Origin of the sequence: Martinezella lusitana (assembly GCF_016901135.1) — a bacterium.
GTDB lineage: Bacteria > Pseudomonadota > Alphaproteobacteria > Rhizobiales > Rhizobiaceae > Rhizobium > Rhizobium lusitanum_D.
Window position 1 is genome coordinate 83,393 of sequence record NZ_JAFEVL010000015.1, and the last position, 20,516, is coordinate 103,908.

Here is a 20,516-nt window from a genome sequence, read left to right on the forward strand (position 1 = left end):
CTCCGTTTAGGTCGAGGTTTTGAATTAAACCGTCAAGGTGTCAACATTTCTCTGAAACATCATGCCCATCGATGGGACCGGCAACTCGGCTCGCCCGCGCGGTTGTTTCAATTGGTGACTCACCTGACGCAGAAATCCGCCAGTAAATTCATGCGCTTGTCGCCTTCCTGCCGAGGCGTCAAACTTTAATCCTGGTTCACAACCATCTTTGAAGTGTGGTCAGTCCGACCGGCCAAGAAAGCGGCAACCTGCGCAAATTATCCAGTCAACAAGCTGTTCAGCGGTGGGGCGATATCTCTGGGGTTTGTCGTGGACGCCGCTAAACAGCCGCCATGACGTACAAGCGAGATTGTTCCTTCGAAGAACCAGAACCAAGCTTGCATAAATGGCCTATCAACCAGGCTAACCTTCGAGGTTCGACTGAAGTTGGTTCGCTATAGCTTCAAGTTGGTCCGGTGGATTTCGCCCGATCACCATGAATGAGTGATTGGCGCTCGACCAGAAGATGATGTTCATCCCGAGCCGCTGCTCCCTCTGAAAGCCAGTTTTTCCAGTGCTGCTATGCGTGACGCAGAGAGCGATGGGGCCATATCTCGGGTCAAGATAAGCGATCTGCGCCAGCGGCTTTTTGTCAAACGTCAGCAACTGAGCGCGCTTGAAGGGAATACCGGAAATCATCAGGCCTTGCGTTGTTAGCGGCAGTTGCATGACGTTCGCTACTCTTGCAATCTGATCTGCCTTCACTGAGGGATCATCACTCAAATTGCTCAACGTGTCGGCAGAATAGAGCTGCATATAGTCGGCAACCACGGCTCTCCAATTCTGGGAAGAAGCATCCTCGCCTGATGAAAGGAGCCGGACTAATCCTCCGCCTGCGACCGCACCGGCCATGAGGCAGGCGGCAGCCAGGAATCGACGTCGATTCGGCAAAGCGGGGCTTGGGCCGATTTGGCCTAAAGCGGCAGGAAGTTTCGATTTCATCCGCTCGATGGGGGCGTCATCCAGAAGAGCAGTGAAGGCGGCGTCCATCGAAACAGTGTTGGAAGCCAGGAATTCGAACCGATCGCGAAACGCGCTATCCCTGTTCGCGCGATCCTCCACAGCCAGTTTTGAAGCTTCGTCCAGTTCGCCGTCAAGATAGGCGACAATCAACTCGTCGGCAGACATCGAGGCCAGATCAAGATGTGTTGACATCAGTCTCTCCTTTCCCGAAGCGCCGACACATTTGCCGTGGACATGATATCAGCAAGTCTTGCGCGCGCATTTGCGAGACGGCTCATGACCGTACCGATCGGAATATCGAGAACTTCGGCAATCTCCTTGTAGGAAAGGCCTTCGACATAGGCCAGAAACACGGCGTTACGCTGTGCTTCGGGAAGCCCGTCGATGATCTTCAAAACTTGATTGGCCATGAGACGCGTTTCGCTTTCATGTTCACCGTCGACAATGAGCGCGCAGTCGGCATCGACGATGCCTCCGCCCAAACGAATGCGCCTGGACCGCACCTCATCGATCCAGATCGAATGCAATATCGAAAACAGCCAACGATCGAGCCGCGTACCGGGCGTATATTGCACCGCCCGTTCGATTGCCCTTAGGCAGGTGGCTTGCACCAGATCCTCCGCCACGTCACGTTGCCGGGATAAAACATATCCATAGCGCCACAACCTTTTCAGGTGGTCGACAAGGCCGCTCTGCACCTCTTGCTGACCTGCGTGGAGTTTGCGATCGTCTATCAAGACACGCTATCCTCGTGCTGTTAAACTTTGTCGATGGTCGAAGGTGGCAGCCGACCGTTTACGATCAGCTGCCACCTTCCCAAGGTTCGATCATATCGTCAATTTGCCCTGCCGCGCTGCGGCATAACGCTCGTCGATCTTTGTCCAATCGATAACCTTCCACCATGCCGAAAGGTAGTCTGCCCGGCGATTCTGATAACGCAGGTAATAAGCATGTTCCCAGACATCATTGCCGAAAAGGACGCGCTTGCCTTCCATCAACGGCGTATCCTGATTGGGACGAGCCTCCATGCCAAGCTTGCCCTCCTGCGTGATCGTCACGAATACCCAGCCCGACCCGAATATTTTGGCTCCCGCCACGTTGAAGGCGGTCTGCAGCTGATCGAGCCCCCCGAAATCGCGCTGGACGGCGGCGGCGAGTTCGCCGGTGGGTCCGGCGCCCGTACCCCCCATGATTTCCCAGAACATGGTGTGGTTGACGTGACCACCAAGGTTGTTTCGGACAGTCGTGCGGACGCTGTCGGGTACCTGATCGAGATTTGCCAACAACTGCTCCATCGGATGATCGGCTATCTGGGGCGCCTGCTTCGCCGCCGCGTTCAGATTTGCCACATAGGCGGCGTGGTGCTTGTCGTGATGCAGATGCATCGTGTCGGTGTCGATTGCTGCCTGAAGCGCATCATAGCCATAGGGGAGCGGCGGCAATTTGAACGGACCTTCGCCGCCATCCGTGGCAGCACCATTTTGCTGCGCGGCGGCGATACGGGTTGTAGCGATCGCTGTCATGGCGCCAGCTGTTGCGGCGATCATATGCCTGCGGGTGAGATTGAACATCATCGTTTCCTCTTCGTTTGAGATAACCAGTGCTTGTGGAGCTCTCCTCTCCGCGATTGTGATCGCGGTCGGACATCTCCTGTATTGCGGATGAAGAAAATGGGGGTCTCTTGACTGGGGCGCGGCTCATTGCCGTGCTGGAAGGCCCCGCATCAATGAGCTAGGAAAACATAGTCGGCGCTGTAGGGCTCCAAGTGCAGGTCGCCGATCTTGTCGCAGGCGCCGGTGAAGATGCCGCCCTTCGTGTTCAACCGTTGCACGGTATCGATCTTCGACAAATCTCCGTTGCCATCATGCAGAATGACGTCAAGCCGCAACACGGGGATATCCTTGTCGGATGCGCCTGGAGCCTGCGCTACAACCTTCCCCTTGATCCGCGACCCGTCGGCAAACTCCCAACCCGGCCCGGCAAAGTGACGACCGACGGTCTTGTCATCCGATATCAGCGTCGCCAAAGGTTCGCGGAATTGCCATGTGGATTTGCCCGTCGCATCAGCCTTGCATTCGTAAATCTGAAGGCCTACTGCGTGAACCTGCCAGATAACCTTGGCGCCGTCGGCTCGGATCCCGTCGGGAAGCGGTGCCGCCGCTGCACTGACCGCCGAAGCGAAAGTTAGAAGCGCGATCGAGCCCATGATGATATAGAGAGCCACTGGCATAAGCCGGTTCTTCACGGCTGCTCGCCGAATGGTCGTCGCCTGGACGGCGGCAAAAGCGGACCCGTCCTGTCGGTGATATCTAGTCATCGTCACATCTTCCCTTTTTGCAAAGCGAACACTTTCGCTTCGTTTCAGGCTGTGAACGGAGCAGTCGTGTTTTTATTCATATCGATCGAAAAAGATTCGCGGTGCTATCGATCAGGAGTGCGACTCCGGCTAATTGGCCTGCTGCCCTTAGGCTGCCGTCGAATATTTATGCCGGGTTCCCCACGGCCTGAGGCCGGGTCTTACCGAAATACATCAGTTCCCAGATGGCGTGGTCTTCGAAGATCTCGGTCCTTGTTTCCCCGTCAAACTTCTCGAGCGTCACCTTGCCGGTGAAGCGGTGATAGGCGCCGTCAAAGCCGATCAATCTGGCGATTATCCGCTTGAACGGCGGCGCGCGGTCGGTGAAGATGGCCTGCAGGATGGTTTTCTGGCGCTCGAACGATACGACATAGCGAGTATCGCCAGCGCTATAGGTGTAGCGTGTAGTGTCGGCCACCGGCTTGCCGGTCCTGCTGTCGGTCTCGATGCGTTCCGCGTCAAAGATGACCTTGCTCTCGTCGTCGGCAATAATCTGTCCGTCTTTGGCCAGCATGTAGACGATCTGCGTTTCATAGCCGTAGGCGGCAGTAGCGGTGATATAGGATGCAATGACGGTGTAGGGGCCGACGCTGGCGCGTGCCCAATACCAGTTGTGCATGAGCGTCTGCATGGGGACATCGCCCCAATTGTGATCGTGATATCCGCTGCCAGAGGCGTGGTATTCCTCATTGCCGATCTTGTAGCGGACGCTTGCCGTGCCGTGGGGCACAGAGGGGAGCCACGCAAAGAGCTTCTCTCGGCCGTCGGTGCCAAAATAAAGATGACCAGACTTGGGACGCCACGGGCGGACTTCTCCCGCTAGTTCGATATCGACCGATATCTCCTCGATCGTTGCTGTAATGCGGTAGCGGTGGAGATCACCGACGAAGCGATTTGCGCCAATCTTGACGTCGCAACCGGATTTCGATGCGCTGAACGATTCCGGCTTGGTGTCGAGAAATTTCTCGAAGGTGCGGCCGTCAGGCAAGGTGAGGTTGATGGTGATCCGTGGCGCAAGAGGACCATTCGGGCTGACATTGGGCTTTGTGTAGAACACGACCACAACGGTTGCACCGTCGTCGAGATGGGCGTCGAAATACCACCATTCATAGCGGCCCTTGTTTGTGCCGATGCGCTGACCGTCCTCGAATTGCAGGACATAGGCCGGGTCGATGCCGAGCCGCTCATAGTCGGCAGGGCGCCCTGCTAGGCGAAAGTGGGGGTTGTTGTTGTGGTCCATAGCCTTCTGTCCAGTTGCAATTGTAGGGTCAGACCGGCAGGCCGAGTTGCTTACGATACTTTGGCACCAGCATGGTTTTTGCCTTCACTTTCCGGATCAGCCAAGTCGAGCGAAGAGTTCCGACCAGCGGAGCGAAGATGACACCCGCTTGACTGCCCAGGGTGACCGCCATCATGAGGTTGCCGGTCTTCGCCTTGTAAGTCTTGGGCGGCTTACGCCCGGATGTCATCGCGCGAATGTTCGCTTCCGCGACACTAACCTGGCCGGCGATATGCAGCGCCATCTTGTTTTCCTTGAGGTCGGTAATGTCACCGAGGGCGAACACGTCGTTCTCGCCCTCCATCAGGAGCTGCGGCGTCACCCTGACACGCCCGTCGGCATCGAGGCGATCTGAGAAATGGGTACGTAGATACTCGGTATTTGGCCGCCCACCGATGCAGCACAACATGAGGTCATAACCGATGCGCTTGCCACTGGCGGTTCGGGCCTCGCCTGGCTCGGCAGAGTAACCGTTCGGTGGCAACGGTGTCTCGATCCGTTCGCCGGTGAGCAGCTTCACCCGGCGCCTTCTCAGAAATTTTGTCGCTAGGACAGAGGCCGTGCCTCCGGTCTCGGCCAAGATGCGCGCGCCGGATTGGACGATGGTCACGGCGCGTCCCGGCCAGGTCTCAATGATCTCACCGGCGATTTCGACACCCACAGGGCCACCCCCGACAATCAGGATGCGCCGCGCAGAAGCGAGCGATGCCCTTAGCTGATAGAAGCCAGCCTTACGCTCTTCGATCGAACCGCTGGACGATCGGATGAACGGGCCGGAGAAGCGGCTGCCGGTCGCCAGCACGGTGATGTCGGCCGTCACCATCCGTTGGCCGCCATGATCATCCTCAATGCGCCCGCCGGCCCGGCTGAACTCGACGAGACGCCCACGGATATATTGCGCTTTCGGAAGGGCTTCGGCGATCGGCACTATAGCCTCTTCGCCGTATTCGGGTCGGACCATCAGCCGCGGCATTGCCATCGGCACTTCGAAATAGTCCGTCGGTGCGATGACCGTCACGTCAAAATCGTCGGAGAGACGGCTCGCCAGCACCGCGCCTGCCATTCCGGTTCCGTAGATCGCAATTTTGCTTTTCATTTTTTGTACCGCCTTCAAGCATCGGATCGGATCTTACATTGGCGTTTTCAAACTCATCGTAGTAGACTATATATTTCGATAGCTATCATCGTATGGTGCTATAGATGCTCGACGGCGTCACACTTGATCAGTTCCGCACCTTTGTCACCGTTGTGGATGAAGGCAGCTTTTCGGCGGCTGGCCGTCGCCTCAGGCGCGCTCAATCCGTGGTCAGCCAGACGTTGGCCAATATGGAAGGGCAGTTGGGTATCAAGCTCTTCGACCGGACCAAACGGATCCCGGTTCTCACGGAGGCCGGTCGGGCACTCCTACCCGAAGCGCGGGCGGTCACGGACGCTATTGACTCTTTCAAGGCCCGGGCGCGTGGATTGGCAGGGGGCCTGGAGGCCGAGCTACCGGTCGTCGTCGACGTCATGTTGCCCACCGCCATCCTGACGCAGGCGATAGCAGAATTCTCGGTGAGCTTCCCAGACGTTCCTCTTCGCCTCTATGTCGAAGCGCTTGGCGCGGTTCTCAAAATGGTACTCGAGGGGACTTGCGCGTTCGGGATCGTCGGAACGTTGCCCAACGTGCCCGAAGATGTCGTTCGCGAGCATTTGATGGAGGTGCAGATCGTACCGGTCGCTGCGCCGTCCCATCCACTCGGGCTTCATCCCGTGCCACTTACGATCAATGACCTTTCGGAACATGTTCAACTCGTCCTGACCGATCGCTCCAGCCTGTCGAATGGAACGGAGATCGGCGTCGTCTCGGCAAAACCTTGGCGGTTGGCTGATTTGGGGGCAAAACACGCGTTCCTCAAGGCGGGTATGGGGTGGGGGGGCATGCCACTGCATCTTGTCCAAACCGACATCGACTCCGGCGCGTTGGTCATCCTCGACATTGTTGAAATGCCGAGGAGAGGTGCGTGGATCGCACTGTCCGCCGTGTTCAAAGCGGACGCACCGCCTGGCCCGGCCGGCCGATGGTTGATCGAACGGTTTAAGGCGAAGGCTGAAAAAGACTGACGCGGTGTTATGTCCAGTCGAGCGTCGAGGTCGCCTTCATGGCAGTTTCGCTTGTCATTGTTCGGCTTTCGCCGCATCGGGGACGCTTTTCCCTGACCCTCCGACCTCATCACCGCTGCGACCGTCCTGCTCCGCGACGCTGCGTTTTCTCTTTGCCCATTCCGCAAACGCGATCGCGTGACGGCCGAGGGGGGTTGGGGTAGGGCGGGTCATGATCGGCGCTGATTGAATGTAGCACCTGGCATGATCAGCCCCTCCGCTGCCCATCGCCATCGAAGATGTGCAATTTGGCAGAATCGGCCGAAAGGGCGATCGTTTGATCAATCCTGATATCAACGTCTGCCGGAATCTTGACGATAACCTGGTTGACGCTGCCGATATCGACGTAGGCGGTGATGAGTTCTCCGAGATTCTCAACGACCGCCACTTTCCCGCGCACCAAGGCGGCACGGCCCTCGGCAACGAAAAGATTTTCCGGACGGATTCCCAAAAGAATGGCACCATCGCTGTTCGACGCAAAGGGCGATGTAAGCAGGTCTCCGGTTGCGGTTTTTACCTTGATCTCCGGTCCCTGCCGGATGACCTCCGCCTTGATGAAATTCATCGCGGGCGATCCTATAAAGCCGGCGACGAATTTGTTGGCAGGTTTGTGATAAAGTTCCATCGGTGTCCCGACCTGCTCGATTCTGCCGCCGTTCATCACCACGATCCGGTCGGCGAGCGTCATCGCCTCCACCTGGTCGTGTGTCACATAGATCATCGTCGTGTCGGGCATGCGCTGTTTCAACTGGGCGATCTCGATGCGGGTCGCAACCCGCAATGCGGCATCGAGATTCGACAGCGGCTCATCGAACAGAAAAACCTTGGGTTCCCGGGTGATGGCGCGGCCGATCGCCACTCGTTGACGCTGACCGCCGGAGAGCTGCTTCGGCAGCCTGTCGAGCAGAGCCGTCACCTGCAGCATTTCCGCCGCCCGATTGACGCGGTTTTCGATCTGAGATTTTGGCATTTTCGCTGTCTTTAGGCCGAAGCTCATATTTTCGCGCACCGTCATGTGCGGATAGAGCGCGTAGGATTGAAAGACCATGGCGATGCCCCGTTCCGCCGGAGGCATGTCGTTGACGATTTTTCCATCAATCGCGATTTCGCCGGAGGTGATTTCCTCAAGCCCCGCGATCATCCGCAGCAAAGTCGATTTGCCGCAGCCGGAAGGACCAACGAAGACAACGAATTCACCGCTTCTAATATCGAGGTTCACGTTATGCAGAACGGTAAGCGCGCCATAGGATTTCTTCAGCGATCGGATGGTCAGACTGGTCATTTGCGGGCTCCTCCACCCTTGGGGCCATTGGCAGCGGCATCCAAATTCTGTATGCGGGCTTCGTCGTGTTGTCCTCTAGGTCAGCGTTCCGACCTGCCGCCGGACTTCATCCATGGTCTCCATGACGCCAATAGCAAAATCGAAGGGGTGGAGGGGCGAGTCGGTCAGTCCATCGGCAATATGCTGCGCGACAGCTGCCGCTTCCCAGGCAAGTCCGTCTCGGAACCCAAGCCCGGTGTCGTTAACGAACTGGATGCGCACGTCCCCCTTACCTGGCGCGACGAGCTCGAAGCCGGCCGGGACGGCAAACCACGGATTGACTTCGATGCGAGCAGCAGAGCCGCTGATGCTGGCGCGGGCTGGGCTGAACGCCATGAGATTGGTGCTGAGAACGGCCTGAGCGCCGCCATCATAACCCAGGACGATTGCCGTGCGGGCATCGACGCCCGTGGAAGTCAGATTACCGATCGCCGTGATCGCCTTTGGCCTGCCGAGCCACAGATGACTGAACCAGATCGGATAGATGCCGAGATCAAGCAACGCTCCGCCGCCTAGCTCCGGATTGTAGACACGGCCGGCCGGATCGGTCGAGCCGCGCGTACCGAAATCGGCCAGTGCCAGCTGGAGGTCGCCGAGGACGCCGTCCGCCTTCAGCTGCATCATGACGTCGGTTTGCGGAAGATAGCGTGTCCACATCCCCTCCATTGCGAAAACCTTTGCCGCTTTCGCGGCATCGCGTATTTCGCGCGCCTCCGCCGCCGTCATCGCCACCGGCTTTTCGATCAGCACATGCTTGCCGGCCGTGATTGCCAGCAATGCGAGGCGCTTGTGTTCGCTATGCGGTGAGGCGACGTAGACGATATCGACCTCGGGATCGGCGACCAGCGCCTCATGGCTGACGTACCAACGCGCAATACCGGCGTGGGCGGCAAAGGCAGCGGACCGTTCCAGCGAACGGCCGGCGACTGCAACCGCTCTCTGCTCTGTATGCGTATGCATGGCGCGTACAAAATCGAGGGCGATGGCGCCGGGCGCTAGCACGCCCCAGCGCAATTTAGGTCCGCCCCGAAGGGGTGAGACGCGAGGTTTGGGAAGAGTCTTCGGGAAGGTGCTCATGCCCGGCTTGTATAATATGTGTTAACAAATGACAAGGGCCTTGGGCGCTTGACCGAACAATATCTATGTGTTTACATTTTATCATTAGCTCAGCCTCTCACCAATGCCATTTCCCCATCCAGGCATGGCGACAACAATCGTCGAAAGGAATTGCAATGCCCAAGTCTCTTGGTGTCGTCCTCGTGGGGTGTGGCGGGATCGCCCGCAGCCATGCATTTGCCCTGTCGAAAGTTCCAAACGCCCGGATGATCGCAAGCGTCGACATCAATGAGCAGTCCGCGATCAACTTCAAGGAGCGCTTTGGCTTCGAGACGCATTCGACAGACTTGGACGCAGTTCTCGCTCGGCCTGATGTCGATGCCGTCGTCATTGCCACGACATCGAAAATTCACGGGGCGTTGATCACGAAGGCACTGAATGCCGGCAAGCATGTGCTTGTGCAGAAACCGATGACAGCCTCGCTTGAAGAGGCGCGCCAGGCCGTCGCGCTCGCAAAGAAAACCGGTCTGAAGTTGATGGTTTCGTTTTTCGAACTCTTCCTGCCGCCAGTCGAACGGGCACGGCAGATCATCGAGGCAGGCCTCATTGGCGAGCCCTTTCTGTTTAAGGCGATGATGGCCTGGCACACGCCCGATGTTACCAAAGGCTGGCGCTTCGACCCTGAAATCGCTGGTGGCGGCGTCATCCTCGACGGCAATGTTCATCATGTTTCCAATGCGCTCTATCTGCTCGGCAATCCAAAGATTGAAAGCGTCTATGCTGAATACGGTGCGCTGACGGCGGATGTTAAGGTCGAGGACACAGCTGTCATCCTGGTTCGCACCGATAAGGCGATCCTGGAGATTTCCGGTTCGAACCGTCTGCAGGAGCCGGGTGGCGCGACCATGGCCTTCAAGGACTACTGGCAAGTCTTCGGGACGAAAGGCACCATTCAATGGGACGCCGCGGCTCGGCCGACCTTCCGTGTGTTTACCGAGGACGAAAAAGCTCTCGACCCGCTCCTGGCCAATGGCTGGGTATCGCCGAAGCTACCGGTCATGCCGCCGGATCACCGCGAATTCTCGATGCACATCAACGGCGAGGAAAGCCCGTGGGTCCCCGAGCACCAGCATTTCGTCGATTGTTGCCTGAACGACACGCCGGTCAGAAGCGATGCCGAGTTCGGCCTCACGACACAGCTCATCCTTGAAGCTGCCTACAAGTCCGGCAAGGTCGGTCGCAGGCTGAGCCTTGAGGAGGCTCAGGCATGAGTCCCCGGAACATCATAGACGCGCATTCGCATATTGGCCGCACCATGACCAATGGCGTTGGCCAGGATGTCGATACATGGCTTGCCGCGATGGATGCGGCAGGCATTGCCCAGTCGATCATCTCGGTTGCGGCAGGCGGCCTTCAGGCGGAGGGCCTGGCCGACACGCGGCGCGCCAACGACGTGATCGCCAAGGCTGTCAGGGAACATCCGGAGCGTTTCCCGATCGGGCTTGCGAGCATCGAAGTCCGCCACGGCGAAGCGGGCCTCGCCGAAGTGCGCAGGGCGATGACGGAAATCGGCCTCAGCGGCCTCGTCTTTCACACCACGTTTGAAGGTTTTGGTGTCGATTCTCCGCTCTTCGACAGCATATTGACAGCACTCGGCCTAGGGCCGGCGCTGATCCTGATGCATTCTACGCCGGATGGACGCGCTAATCCAACCGCGATCGCTACCGTTGCGAAACGGTTTCCACAGATCCATTTTCTGCTCGGCCACCCGGTCTTTACCGAGGAACAGCGCAGGCAGTGCGTCAAGGCCATTCAGGAGAATGCAAATCTCAGCCTTGATCTCGCCTATCAGGCCGATCCCGCCACGACCGAATTCTTTGTGCGGGAGGTGGGTGCCGACCGGGTGCTTTACGGAAGTGACGCTCCTTATTTCGAGCCGGCGCGGGTGATTACCTCGATCGAAACGGCAAAGATCACCGACGCCGACAAGGAGCAAATCTTTAGCGGCAATGCCGAGCGCCTCATCAAATCGCTTCGCTGAGACTTGGAGGTAGCGGTGACCCACCCCAAGGGCAGCTTTACGACTGTGCCTTGTCGAGGGAGACCTGATGACCGCTCGCAATCGATTGCTCGGCGGCAGCGAGGATCGTCGTCACCCTGGCGCCAAAGCGTGCATCGTACGGCGTCGGTTGACCGCTCTTAGCGGCAGTTGCAAGCTCCGCAATCGCGTTGCGGTAAGCCTGTGTTGATTCACCATTCCAATCTTCAGGGACCGGAACCTCGTTCTTGCCGGACGCGCCAAACAACACCGTTCCGCCAGGAAGCGGCGAGGGCGCATCAAGCGTTATGGCAATGGTCGAAATCACACCGTTGTCATGGACGAGGGTGGTGAGGGTGAAATCACCGCGTCCTTTACTGGCGGACACGGCCACAACGTCGCCAAGAGCGGCGCAAAGCAACGAGACGGCATGGGGACCGACATCCCAAAGCGCGCCGACTTCGGAACGCCATCGTGTGCTGTAAAAGGGATTGCCGGGATCGGATATCACGCGAGCGAAAGTCTCCGTCCGCGCCGATAGCCAGCCGCCATTGGCCGCGGCCTCGTTCACCCATTGTCGAATTTGCGGCGTGAAGAGCCGTGTGAAAAAGACGGCAGATTGAACGCCATGTTTGGCGCAGGCCTCCGCAATGGCGTCGGCAACGACAGGGTCGGTCGCAAGAGGCTTTTCGAGAAGCAAGTGTTTCCCGGCCGCCGCCGCCGCGATGGCGAATTCCGGCTGGGCATCGGGCACAAGGGAAATGCCGACAATGTCGACGGAATCAAGGAATGCACCGAGGCTGGTAAATGCCTGCGCGCCATGCGCTTCGGCAATCTCCTTTGCCGCGATTTCGCGCCGGCCGAACACCGAGCAAAAATGCACTGCATCGCAGGTGGCTGCGGCAGGCGCTTGAACCGTCCTTGCCCAGATGCCGGTGCCGATAAGTCCGAATCGTGGTTTGCGATCAGTCATTTGCAATCAATGAACGAACGGACGAAGATTGTCGCGGGCAATCTCGAAGCCGCGTTGCACTTTTTCAACCGTTCCTTCGAATGCCCTGTCTTCGTGTTCGATCGAGGCGACGTAATCATAACCGACGGAATAAAGCGCAGCAAAGAAGGCACCCCAATTCACCTCGCCGAGGCCACAAAGGCGCGGCACCTGCCAGCCGACCCCAGCACTTATGACGCCATGTTCATAAAGCCCATCGGTTTGAACTTCCAAATCCTTGGCGTGCACATGGAAAATGCGATCGCCGAACTCGCGCACGGCACGCGGAATATCGATGAATTGCCAGATGAGATGAGACGGATCAAAATTGAGCCCGAAATTCCGATCAGGAATGATCTCGAACATGCGCCGCCAATTGGCCGGATTGTAAGCTAAGTTGTTACCGCCGGGCCACTCGTCGCCTGAGAAGATCATCGGGCAATTTTCGATGGCGATCTTGATGCCATGGTCGCCGGCAAAATGCACGAGGTCGGGCCAGACGCGGGCGAACTGTTCAAAGTTGTCATCGACGGAGCGCGTCTTGTCGCGGCCGGCGAATGTGCCGACGATCGGCACGTTCAAAAGTCTTGCGGCGACGATAACCTTGCGCAAATGCGCGAGCGCGGCAGCAGAGGCCTCCCTGTCGGCATCGAGTGGGTTGGGATAATAGGCGAGGGCCGATATGGTTAGTCCCTTGGCTGCGAGATTGTCGACGATGCGGGCGGCTTCAACCTTATCAAGCGTGTCGACATCGATGTGGGCGGTACCAGCGTAGCGGCGCTCGACTTTGCCACCGGTGGGCCATACGGCGATTTCCAGCGACTGGAATCCGGACCTGCTTGCCCACGTGGCCACTTCGTCCAGGGTCATTGTCGGAAAGGCTGCGGTCAGAATGCCAAGTTTCATCGTCTATTCCCTTCATATTCAACGCTTCAGTCGCGCTTGACGGCGCACCAGCGGCCGGTGCGCGCGCTTTCCGCAACGGCTTCCACAATCAATGCTTCCTCGTGACCATCCTCGAATGTTGCGTAGGCGGGAATGTTGGAGGGGCCGCCCGCGGCAATATCGGCATAAACGGCGCGGTACATTGCCTTGAAGCCGTTCTCAAAACCTTCGCCATGGCCGCCGGGTAGGGTGGCGATCGCCGCTGCCTCGGGCGAAAGCAGCGATGGATCGCGCATCAGGATTTCGTTCGGCCTCGAACGATGACCAATCCAGAGTTCATCCGGACGCTCTCCGCGCCAGGCAACGGACGACTTCGCACCGTTGATTTCAAGCGTGATGCCATTCTTGTGGCCGGCACTGACTTGCGAGGCGGTCACGACCCCCCGCGCACCGTCTCTGAAGCGGACGACAATCAACGCCGCATCCTCTGATTGGATGGTGACATCGATCGTTGCACCACCGACCAGGTTGGAAAAAGTCTCCACCGGACCGATAGGCTGTTTCCGTATCGGAATGAAGGTCGGGAGTTCCGCCATCACCTCGACGATCGGCTGGCCCATGACGAAACTGGCAAGATCAAACCAGTGCGAGCCAATATCGCCGACGACACGCAGATCGCCGCCGCGTTCCTCTTCGACCCGCCAGTTCCAGTCCGTGTCGTAAAGCAGCCAATCCTGCATATAGCTACCGGTGACGAGAAATGGCGTGCCGGTCGATCCGTCGCGAATGCGACTGCGCATCTCGTGAACCTGCGGATAGAAACGGATGTTGAAGTTTACCGCCGCCACACGCCCTGTCTCAGCGGCAATCTTGCGCAACCTGTCGGTCTGCCCGGAGGTGAGCGCCAGGGGCTTCTCACAGATGACGTGCTTGCCCGCCTTGAGCGCCGCCTCGGCCTGTGCCGGATGGTCGTCATTGGGCGAGGTGATGTGGACGACGTCGACGGCCGGATCCGCAAGCATATCGTCATAGCTGCCATAGGCGTGGCCTATGCCAAACTGGAGAGCCTTTTCCTTCGCGCGCTCTGCCGAGGACCCGACAATGCCTGCAATATTGACCCCCAGGCGCCGGATGGAATCGATGTGGACGGCGCTGATGAATCCGGTGCCGACAACCGCGGCATTGAGTTCGTTAATGGCTTTCACAACAGACGGTCTCCTCCCGGCGTCTCTCGTGAACCCAAGCTATAAGGGTGACAATTGCTTGTCAATTGGTTCTATTGATAATACATATTAACAGGCGGGCCATGGCCTGCCTGTTCATGTCAGCAACCCGGAGTCCATCTCGTGACAGAGCTTACCCCCAAGCGACCCCGTGTCGTAATAACCGGCGTTTCACGCGGAATCGGACGAGCGACTGCGCTTGCCTATGCGTCGCTTGGAGGCCGTGTCGCTGGTCTTCACCGAGGAAGCGATCCGGCAATCACCGAAGAATTAAGCGCGGAGATTCTGGCGCACGGCGGCGAGCCTCTGATCCGCGTCGGCGATACGAAGAGCACCGCCGATATCGATGCGCTGGCGGATGCGGCCGCTGAAGCCTGGGGCGGTATCGATGTCTGGATCAACAATGCCGCGCGCCTGCTGGTACAGCCTTTTCTGGAGATGACAGATCACGACTGGGCGGATCTTATGGATTCCAACCTGTTGGGCTATGTCCGAGGTGCACGCGCTGCGGCGCGGCACATGGTGGTTGCTGGTAGCGGCTCGATCATCAATATCAGTTCCGCCGTTGACCCGTTTCCTCCGACCGACATGACCGGATACGTCACTGCCAAGGGCGGGATCGGGGGCCTGACGCGCTCGCTTGCGGTCGAGCTTGGGCCTCACGGTGTCCGTGTGAACGCGATTGCGCCGGGCGCTACCGAAACGCCGCTCAACGACGAGGCATGGACGGAGGCGGTGAGGGCGACCTATCGTGATCGCATTCCATTGCATCGCATCGCCAGCGCGGAGGAAATCGCGGATTCCATCGTGATCATCGGTTCGGATGCCGCCCGCTATATTACCGGCCAGGTCATCCTCGCCGATGGCGGGCTGACGCTGAATGGGTCGGTGGGGCACAAGAGGAATTGAGGTGAGCAACCGCCGGCAACCAGCGCCGGCGGACCCTGGCGGACAGTCAAGCCGGCAAGATAATCGTCTTGAGACCTTCGCCCTTTGCCGCCGCATCGAAGCCCTCCTGCCATTTATCGATCGGGACCCGGCGGGTAATCAACGGCTCGAGATTGACGAGCTTCTGTTCGATCAGGGCCATCGCACGTCGCCATGATGTCGGCGTCGACGCAAAGCCGCTGGATACCAGCAGCTCCTTGTAGAGAACGAGATCGAGCGGAATGGTGACATCCTTCCCGAATATCCCGATCTGAATATAATGAGCGCCGCGCCTTGCGGCCCGCAGAGCCGCTTCGGCGGCTTGAGCGCTGCCGGAGCACTCGATAACGACGTCGAAGAGATTTGCCTCCGGAATGCTGGTGATCGTCGAAATTCCGAGCGAGTGAGCAAGCGTCAACCGATCGGCGTCTTTTTCCAATCCGGCAAGAGTAACGATGCCGCCCTGTGCCATTGCGACCTGTGACGCGAGCTGCCCGATGGAACCAGGCCCGGTGACGAGAACGCGGTCGCCGGCGCTGACGATCGGCGGATCCAGCAGAGCTTGCGTAACACAGGCAAGCGGCTCCGCCAGCACGGCTTCGCTATCGCTCACTGCATCCGAAACCAGATGCAGATTGATGATCGGCACGACGACATAGCGTGCAAAACCGCCGTTCTCAAACGAGCCGATCGAACGCCGCGTCGGGCAGAGATTCCGCCGCCCCGAGCGGCACCAATCACAGCTACCGCAGGTCGAGAAATATGTCTCGCAGACGACGCGTTTGCCGACAAGGTCGATATCTTTTCCATCGCCGACGGCATCGATGACACCGAGCACCTCATGTCCCATAACCACGGGCGCCTCATAGGGATACTCGTCACGCGCGATATGGATATCAGTACCGCAGATGCCAGTGGCGATTACTTTGATGCGGGCGAGCCCGGATGCCGCCTGCGGCTCTTCAACGGCCTGAAGGTGGACGTTATCGCTGCCGGGTCCGGCTTTGACGATTGCCAACATCTGGTCCTCGCGAGCGATTGGGACGGACATGATCGGTCTCCTTGAGGTAAGCGGCCGTGAGCCGGGCGTTGTTTGGCCTTACAAATATGTTAGTTTGTCTTATTATTAGGATCATGTTACAGGCGCGCTCCGCCGACTTAATGCCAGCATGTCCGCAATATTCGACCGCACGACGAAAGTGAGCAGATGACGATTTCGATTGAGGAACTCTTCGTGAGCCTTGACCGCTCTGGGCCGATCCCGATGTACTATCAGATCGCCAAGCGAATGCGTGAGGCGATTGAGAGCGGTGACCTGCCAGCCGGTTCGCGTATCGATAACGAGGTCAAGCTCGCCGATCATCTCGGCATCTCGCGCCCGACGATCCGTCGCGCAATTCATGAATTGGTCAACCAGGGGCTGCTGGTTCGCCGCCGCGGGATCGGTACGCAGGTCGTGCGCGGTCACCTCACACGCAACTTTGAAATCAGCAGCCTTTACGATGACCTCAAATTCAAGAACCGGGCGCCCACGACAAAGATTCTCCTGCGCGAGGAAGTCGTCCCGCCTGCTGATATTCTCGACGCACTGACCCTGCCTGAGGGGACGAAAGTGCTGCATCTGCGTCGACTGCGCTACACAGACGGCATCCCTTTTGCGCTGCTTGAGGACTTCCTCCCGCCAGAATTCTTGACCATCAGCGCCGATGCCCTTGAAAAGCATGGACTTTATCAGTTGATGCGGTCGCGCGGCACAACGCTTCGTGTTGCCCGCCAAACGGTCGGCGCGCGCGCCAGCACCAAGGAAGAGGCCAAGCTTTTTGAGCAAAAACCAAAAATGCCGGTGTTGACCATGGCGCGGACAGTTTTCGATCAATCCGGCCACGCTGTTGACTATGGCACGCATGCTTATCGGCCGGACCTTTATTCCTTCGAAATGACGCTCGTGGAAAAATAACCCGGGCAGGGCCACTCCAAGCTGTTCCATCATCCCTTCACCGCCCCGCCGGTCGTACCGGCGGCGATATGCTTCTGGACGAAGAACCCAAGTATGATCAGGGGAACCATGGTTGCGGTTGCCGCCGCGCTGCTGAGGCCCCAATCGACCGAGATCGAGCCGACGAAGCCCGCGATGCCGACGGGCAGGGTATAGGTATCGAGTGTCGTCAATTGCAGCGAGAAAAGCAGCTCGTTCCAAGAATATTGCGCACTGAGAACGAAGGCAGCGGCAATGCCGGGAAAAATGATCGGGAATAGCACCTTCCAGAAAGTCTGCATGCGTGTGCATCCGTCGATCATCGCCGCCTGATGCAGCTCGTGCGGCACATCACGCAGGAAACCCGTCATCAGCCAAACGACGAAAGGCAGGTTGAGCGCGACGTGCGCAATGATCGGGCCTGCCAATGTTCCCCGCAAGCCGATGCTATTGATGATCACAAAAAGCGGCAAAAGCATCGAGATCACCGGCACGAGCTTGCCCAGGAAGAAGCCACCGGCGATCGTGTTGGCGACATTCAACCGGAAGCTCGTCAGCGCATAAGCAGCAAATGTTCCGATGACGATCGCTATAACAGTGGAAACGAGGGCGACGATCGTACTATTGAGATAATAGAGACCGAAATTGGCTTTGGTGAACGCATTGACGTAGTTGTCGAGCGTCGGCGTGAAAAACAGCCGTGGTGTCGTGGTGAAAATATCCTTGGCTTTCTTGAAGGAATTGACCACGACAAGCGCGATCGGAACGATTGTCCAAAATGTAAAGAGTGCAAGGGCCAGCCAGGTGCCAATGGTATTGAATCTAGGCTTTCTCATCGTTGGGCCTGCCTACGCATCGTTGCTGTTTCGCGCAGAGTTGCGCATGAAGGGACCGAAGAGGGCGACAAGACAGATCAACGTTATGACCGAAACCGCCATGGCAAATCCCATTTGATTGTTTTCAAAGGCTTCCTTGTAGGCATAGATGCTTAGCGAGGTCGTCGAATTGGCCGGCCCTCCGCCCGTCAAGCCGTAAACGAGGTCGAAAATGCGGAACGCGTCCGTGCCGCGAATGAGGATAAGGACAGTCAGGACTTTAGCCATCAATGGAATGGTGATCTTGAACAGCATGCGCAACGGAGACACACCGTCGATGTGGGCGGCTTCGTAGAGTTCCTCAGGTATGACCGTCAGGCCGGCAGAAGCCACCAGAATGACGAAAGGCGTCGCATGCCAGACATCCGTCACCACGATGCAGAGGAGGGCGGTTGTCGAGCTAGTCAACCCTCCGAAATCTTGAAGTCCGACCAGCCCGAGCAAATAATAGACGAGGCCGTAAGTGGGGTCATACATATAGCGCCAGATCAGGCTGACGATGATCGGTGAAATGAGAACCGGCATCGCAAATATTGCCCGTAGGATGTTGGCCGCCGCCGGATCGATACTCTTCAACAAGACCGCGACACCGAGACCCAAAGAGAGGCATAGAGGCAGCGACAAAGCCGTGAAGATCACGGTGTTGATGAGCGAGCGCAGGGCCACCGGATCGCTAAAAAATCTGACATAGTTGTCGAAGAAGACGAACCGCATGCTGTCTTCCTGGCCGAGGCTATAGTCGAACAGGCTGGCATAGAGCGCAAAGCCGAGCGGAACGATCATGACCACAAAAATCGCAACGGCGGCCGGCAGCAGAAGCAACACGGCAAGCTGCTGATCGCGGCGAATATAGTTCGTCTTCGAAGGATGCATGCGAAGCGGTTCAGCCGTGGCTATTGTCATTGTTCCAATCTATCCATGTTCGTCGTATGTTTTCGGTTGCGGCCGGGTGGAGACCAGCCGCAACCTTCCATGGCTGGAAGTTCAAAACTTCGCTGACTGCGATGTCTCGACCCCCTTCAGCATCTGGGCCGGATCGTCGCCATTCGTAACTACGCCGGAAAGGCCAGTTGCGAGCGCGTCGAGAAGCTGCGACGCGGCGGGCTGGAGCGGCAAAGTCACGCCGTTTGCGAGGACTTTGTTGGCAGTCGCTAGCCACGGTGCGTTCTTTGCTATTTCAGGATCGGACGCCAGTGACGAACGGAAACTGATGAAGGATGGATCGGTCTTGCTGATTTCCTTCAGGGCCTTTTTGCTGTCGAGCCAGGCGGCGAGCTTGAAGGCTTCTTCCTTATTCTTACTGTCTGAAGGCACTCCCCATGCCCAGGTCTGTAACAGTCCGGCCGCCTGCTTGTTATAGGGGATGGCAGCATAGCCTAGTTTTCCGGCGACATTGGATTCGTCGGCGTTCTCCAACGCCGTGAATAGGCCCGATGTGGTGATGCCCATTGGCGCTTGGCCAAATTGCAGCGCCTTGTTCACCTCATCCCAATGCCAGCCATTGCTGCCGTTGAGCCCGTATCTGCCGAGGTCTTGCATGAATTTTACGGTCTCGACGACTGCGGGCTGCGTCAGATCAAGCTTACCGCTTGCGTTGAAGAAATTCGCACCGTCGCCGGCAAGCAGGGTCGCCATGACATTGGTGATGGCAGATCCCTGACGGTAGGGAAGCGCGATGCCGGAGCCATGCTCCTTGAAATATTTCGCTGCCTTGAGCAGGTCTTCCCAGCTCTTCGGTTCATCGAAGCCCGCCTGCTTCAAAGCGTCCTTGTCATAAACCAGAAGCGGCGTCTGTGCGAAATAGGGCAGAGCCTGTAGCGAACCGTTGGCCGTATAGACAGCAAGGCCCGCCTTGGTAAAATCCGCAAAGTCCCAGCCTTCGCCAGTAAGCTTCGTATCCTTCAGATAATTGTCGAGCGGCACCAGATAACCCGCTTTCGAATATTCACCAAACCAAGCTTCAGGCAGGTAGATCAGGTCATATTCGCCAGTTTTCGTGCTCATGTTCAGGGTCTGTTTTTGCTTCAGCTGACCGTAGTCGATCGCATCGAGCTTTACCGCTACACCTGTCTCTTTGCTGTATTCATCAAGTAATTGCTTCTGTGCATCCGCCTGAGGTCCTGCCCAGCGCGATACCGTCAGTGTCACATCTGCAGCGCGAGCCACCGCTCCTCCCACAGTCCCAACCGCCAGCGATGCAAGCACCGCAAGTCCAATATTCCGTGTCCGACGCATATGTTCCTCCCGAGCGTTAGCCACATGTCAAATTCAAAGCTTGCTCCACAAATGACGGCCGACTTCTGTCGGCTAGGCCTGTTCGCCAGGCCACTCCGTCGTCAATTGCAACCAAACATCGTTCATTTGATAATTCATCCTAATGTATTATCAAAGTCGCGTCAATGTGAGGGGAGAAAACCAAGAAATCAGATTAAAAAATCAGTATATA

The 20,516-nt window shown here is 57.8% G+C and carries 20 protein-coding genes; 5 read left to right on the plus strand and 15 right to left on the minus strand.

What is annotated here, in order from left to right:
- Positions 1 to 402 precede the first annotated feature (402 nt).
- The 6 genes from JTP94_RS06305 to JTP94_RS06330 all read right to left on the minus strand — a co-directional run bounded on the left by JTP94_RS06305 (position 403) and on the right by JTP94_RS06330 (position 5,733).
- Positions 403 to 1,194: an anti-sigma factor gene (locus JTP94_RS06305; protein ID WP_204849683.1), complete on the minus strand. Its 792-nt coding sequence runs from the start codon at positions 1,192 to 1,194 to the stop codon at positions 403 to 405.
- Positions 1,194 to 1,739, minus strand: a complete 546-nt coding sequence (locus JTP94_RS06310) for an RNA polymerase sigma factor (RefSeq protein ID WP_204849684.1) — start codon at positions 1,737 to 1,739, stop codon at positions 1,194 to 1,196. Before JTP94_RS06310 ends, JTP94_RS06305 begins: the two co-directional genes overlap by 1 nt.
- A gap of 90 nt (positions 1,740 to 1,829) precedes the next feature.
- A complete protein-coding gene (locus JTP94_RS06315; RefSeq protein WP_204849685.1) occupies positions 1,830 to 2,573 on the minus strand; it encodes a superoxide dismutase in 744 nt (247 codons plus the stop codon).
- Between the two features lie 152 nt (positions 2,574 to 2,725).
- Complete coding sequence (locus JTP94_RS06320) at positions 2,726 to 3,319, minus strand: DUF3455 domain-containing protein (RefSeq protein WP_312038138.1); 594 nt, start codon at positions 3,317 to 3,319, stop codon at positions 2,726 to 2,728.
- Positions 3,320 to 3,485: 166 nt separating this feature from the next.
- Positions 3,486 to 4,598 carry a hypothetical protein gene (locus JTP94_RS06325; protein ID WP_204849686.1) on the minus strand — a complete coding sequence of 371 codons (1,113 nt, stop codon included), beginning with the start codon at positions 4,596 to 4,598 and terminating at the stop codon, positions 3,486 to 3,488.
- Between the two features lie 28 nt (positions 4,599 to 4,626).
- On the minus strand, positions 4,627 to 5,733 hold the full coding sequence (locus tag JTP94_RS06330) for an NAD(P)/FAD-dependent oxidoreductase (RefSeq protein ID WP_204849687.1): 1,107 nt from the start codon (positions 5,731 to 5,733) through the stop codon (positions 4,627 to 4,629).
- Between the two features lie 104 nt (positions 5,734 to 5,837).
- Here JTP94_RS06330 and JTP94_RS06335 point away from each other — a divergent pair, with 104 nt between their 5' ends.
- Complete coding sequence (locus JTP94_RS06335) at positions 5,838 to 6,740, plus strand: LysR family transcriptional regulator (protein WP_204849688.1); 903 nt, start codon at positions 5,838 to 5,840, stop codon at positions 6,738 to 6,740.
- A gap of 247 nt (positions 6,741 to 6,987) precedes the next feature.
- Here JTP94_RS06335 and JTP94_RS06340 read toward each other — a convergent pair whose 3' ends face one another.
- Together JTP94_RS06340 and JTP94_RS06345 are read right to left on the minus strand one after the other, a co-directional pair.
- Positions 6,988 to 8,061, minus strand: a complete 1,074-nt coding sequence (locus JTP94_RS06340) for an ABC transporter ATP-binding protein (RefSeq protein ID WP_204849689.1) — start codon at positions 8,059 to 8,061, stop codon at positions 6,988 to 6,990.
- A 75-nt stretch (positions 8,062 to 8,136) separates the two neighbouring features.
- Positions 8,137 to 9,177, minus strand: a complete 1,041-nt coding sequence (locus tag JTP94_RS06345) for a Gfo/Idh/MocA family protein (RefSeq protein WP_204849690.1) — start codon at positions 9,175 to 9,177, stop codon at positions 8,137 to 8,139.
- A gap of 155 nt (positions 9,178 to 9,332) precedes the next feature.
- Here JTP94_RS06345 and JTP94_RS06350 point away from each other — a divergent pair, with 155 nt between their 5' ends.
- Both JTP94_RS06350 and JTP94_RS06355 read left to right on the plus strand, forming a co-directional pair.
- Complete coding sequence (locus JTP94_RS06350) at positions 9,333 to 10,427, plus strand: Gfo/Idh/MocA family protein (protein ID WP_204849691.1); 1,095 nt, start codon at positions 9,333 to 9,335, stop codon at positions 10,425 to 10,427.
- Positions 10,424 to 11,197: an amidohydrolase family protein gene (locus JTP94_RS06355; RefSeq protein WP_204849692.1), complete on the plus strand. Its 774-nt coding sequence runs from the start codon at positions 10,424 to 10,426 to the stop codon at positions 11,195 to 11,197. Before JTP94_RS06350 ends, JTP94_RS06355 begins: the two co-directional genes overlap by 4 nt.
- A gap of 37 nt (positions 11,198 to 11,234) precedes the next feature.
- Here the strand turns inward: JTP94_RS06355 and JTP94_RS06360 are convergent, their stop codons facing one another.
- From JTP94_RS06360 to JTP94_RS06370, 3 genes are read right to left on the minus strand one after another with little or no spacing between them, the layout of a single operon-like run.
- Complete coding sequence (locus JTP94_RS06360; protein WP_204849693.1) at positions 11,235 to 12,167, minus strand: Gfo/Idh/MocA family protein; 933 nt, start codon at positions 12,165 to 12,167, stop codon at positions 11,235 to 11,237.
- A gap of 6 nt (positions 12,168 to 12,173) precedes the next feature.
- Positions 12,174 to 13,091: a sugar phosphate isomerase/epimerase gene (locus JTP94_RS06365; RefSeq protein WP_204849694.1), complete on the minus strand. Its 918-nt coding sequence runs from the start codon at positions 13,089 to 13,091 to the stop codon at positions 12,174 to 12,176.
- Positions 13,092 to 13,117: 26 nt separating this feature from the next.
- Positions 13,118 to 14,275 (minus strand): Gfo/Idh/MocA family protein, encoded by a 1,158-nt coding sequence (locus tag JTP94_RS06370; RefSeq protein ID WP_204849695.1) that lies wholly within the window; start codon positions 14,273 to 14,275, stop codon positions 13,118 to 13,120.
- Between the two features lie 141 nt (positions 14,276 to 14,416).
- Here JTP94_RS06370 and JTP94_RS06375 point away from each other — a divergent pair, with 141 nt between their 5' ends.
- On the plus strand, positions 14,417 to 15,202 hold the full coding sequence (locus tag JTP94_RS06375) for an SDR family oxidoreductase (protein ID WP_204849696.1): 786 nt from the start codon (positions 14,417 to 14,419) through the stop codon (positions 15,200 to 15,202).
- A 46-nt stretch (positions 15,203 to 15,248) separates the two neighbouring features.
- Here JTP94_RS06375 and JTP94_RS06380 read toward each other — a convergent pair whose 3' ends face one another.
- Positions 15,249 to 16,271: a zinc-binding dehydrogenase gene (locus tag JTP94_RS06380; protein ID WP_204849697.1), complete on the minus strand. Its 1,023-nt coding sequence runs from the start codon at positions 16,269 to 16,271 to the stop codon at positions 15,249 to 15,251.
- 156 nt (positions 16,272 to 16,427) lie between these two features.
- On the opposite strand from JTP94_RS06380, the gene JTP94_RS06385 reads away from it, so the two are divergent.
- A complete protein-coding gene (locus JTP94_RS06385) occupies positions 16,428 to 17,177 on the plus strand; it encodes a GntR family transcriptional regulator (protein ID WP_204849698.1) in 750 nt (249 codons plus the stop codon).
- A 29-nt stretch (positions 17,178 to 17,206) separates the two neighbouring features.
- Here JTP94_RS06385 and JTP94_RS06390 read toward each other — a convergent pair whose 3' ends face one another.
- From JTP94_RS06390 to JTP94_RS06400, 3 genes are all read right to left on the minus strand, one after another.
- Positions 17,207 to 18,031, minus strand: a complete 825-nt coding sequence (locus tag JTP94_RS06390; protein WP_204849699.1) for a carbohydrate ABC transporter permease — start codon at positions 18,029 to 18,031, stop codon at positions 17,207 to 17,209.
- A gap of 12 nt (positions 18,032 to 18,043) precedes the next feature.
- Positions 18,044 to 18,973 (minus strand): carbohydrate ABC transporter permease, encoded by a 930-nt coding sequence (locus tag JTP94_RS06395; protein WP_204849700.1) that lies wholly within the window; start codon positions 18,971 to 18,973, stop codon positions 18,044 to 18,046.
- 81 nt (positions 18,974 to 19,054) lie between these two features.
- Positions 19,055 to 20,305: an ABC transporter substrate-binding protein gene (locus JTP94_RS06400; RefSeq protein ID WP_204849701.1), complete on the minus strand. Its 1,251-nt coding sequence runs from the start codon at positions 20,303 to 20,305 to the stop codon at positions 19,055 to 19,057.
- Positions 20,306 to 20,516: the final 211 nt, after the last annotated feature.

What these genes read in the sequence shown, in the direction of transcription:
- JTP94_RS06305 (WP_204849683.1), bottom strand. Translation starts at nt 1,194, where the DNA reads ATGTCAACACATCTTGATCTGGCCTCGATGTCTGCCGACGAGTTGATT.
- JTP94_RS06315 (WP_204849685.1), bottom strand. Translation starts at nt 2,573, where the DNA reads ATGTTCAATCTCACCCGCAGGCATATGATCGCCGCAACAGCTGGCGCC.
- JTP94_RS06320 (WP_312038138.1), bottom strand. Translation starts at nt 3,319, where the DNA reads ATGACTAGATATCACCGACAGGACGGGTCCGCTTTTGCCGCCGTCCAG.
- JTP94_RS06325 (WP_204849686.1), bottom strand. Translation starts at nt 4,598, where the DNA reads ATGGACCACAACAACAACCCCCACTTTCGCCTAGCAGGGCGCCCTGCC.
- JTP94_RS06330 (WP_204849687.1), bottom strand. Translation starts at nt 5,733, where the DNA reads ATGAAAAGCAAAATTGCGATCTACGGAACCGGAATGGCAGGCGCGGTG.
- JTP94_RS06335 (WP_204849688.1), top strand. Translation starts at nt 5,838, where the DNA reads ATGCTCGACGGCGTCACACTTGATCAGTTCCGCACCTTTGTCACCGTT.
- JTP94_RS06340 (WP_204849689.1), bottom strand. Translation starts at nt 8,061, where the DNA reads ATGACCAGTCTGACCATCCGATCGCTGAAGAAATCCTATGGCGCGCTT.
- JTP94_RS06345 (WP_204849690.1), bottom strand. Translation starts at nt 9,177, where the DNA reads ATGAGCACCTTCCCGAAGACTCTTCCCAAACCTCGCGTCTCACCCCTT.
- JTP94_RS06350 (WP_204849691.1), top strand. Translation starts at nt 9,333, where the DNA reads ATGCCCAAGTCTCTTGGTGTCGTCCTCGTGGGGTGTGGCGGGATCGCC.
- JTP94_RS06355 (WP_204849692.1), top strand. Translation starts at nt 10,424, where the DNA reads ATGAGTCCCCGGAACATCATAGACGCGCATTCGCATATTGGCCGCACC.
- JTP94_RS06360 (WP_204849693.1), bottom strand. Translation starts at nt 12,167, where the DNA reads ATGACTGATCGCAAACCACGATTCGGACTTATCGGCACCGGCATCTGG.
- JTP94_RS06365 (WP_204849694.1), bottom strand. Translation starts at nt 13,091, where the DNA reads ATGAAACTTGGCATTCTGACCGCAGCCTTTCCGACAATGACCCTGGAC.
- JTP94_RS06380 (WP_204849697.1), bottom strand. Translation starts at nt 16,271, where the DNA reads ATGTCCGTCCCAATCGCTCGCGAGGACCAGATGTTGGCAATCGTCAAA.
- JTP94_RS06385 (WP_204849698.1), top strand. Translation starts at nt 16,428, where the DNA reads ATGACGATTTCGATTGAGGAACTCTTCGTGAGCCTTGACCGCTCTGGG.
- JTP94_RS06390 (WP_204849699.1), bottom strand. Translation starts at nt 18,031, where the DNA reads ATGAGAAAGCCTAGATTCAATACCATTGGCACCTGGCTGGCCCTTGCA.
- JTP94_RS06395 (WP_204849700.1), bottom strand. Translation starts at nt 18,973, where the DNA reads ATGACAATAGCCACGGCTGAACCGCTTCGCATGCATCCTTCGAAGACG.
- JTP94_RS06400 (WP_204849701.1), bottom strand. Translation starts at nt 20,305, where the DNA reads ATGCGTCGGACACGGAATATTGGACTTGCGGTGCTTGCATCGCTGGCG.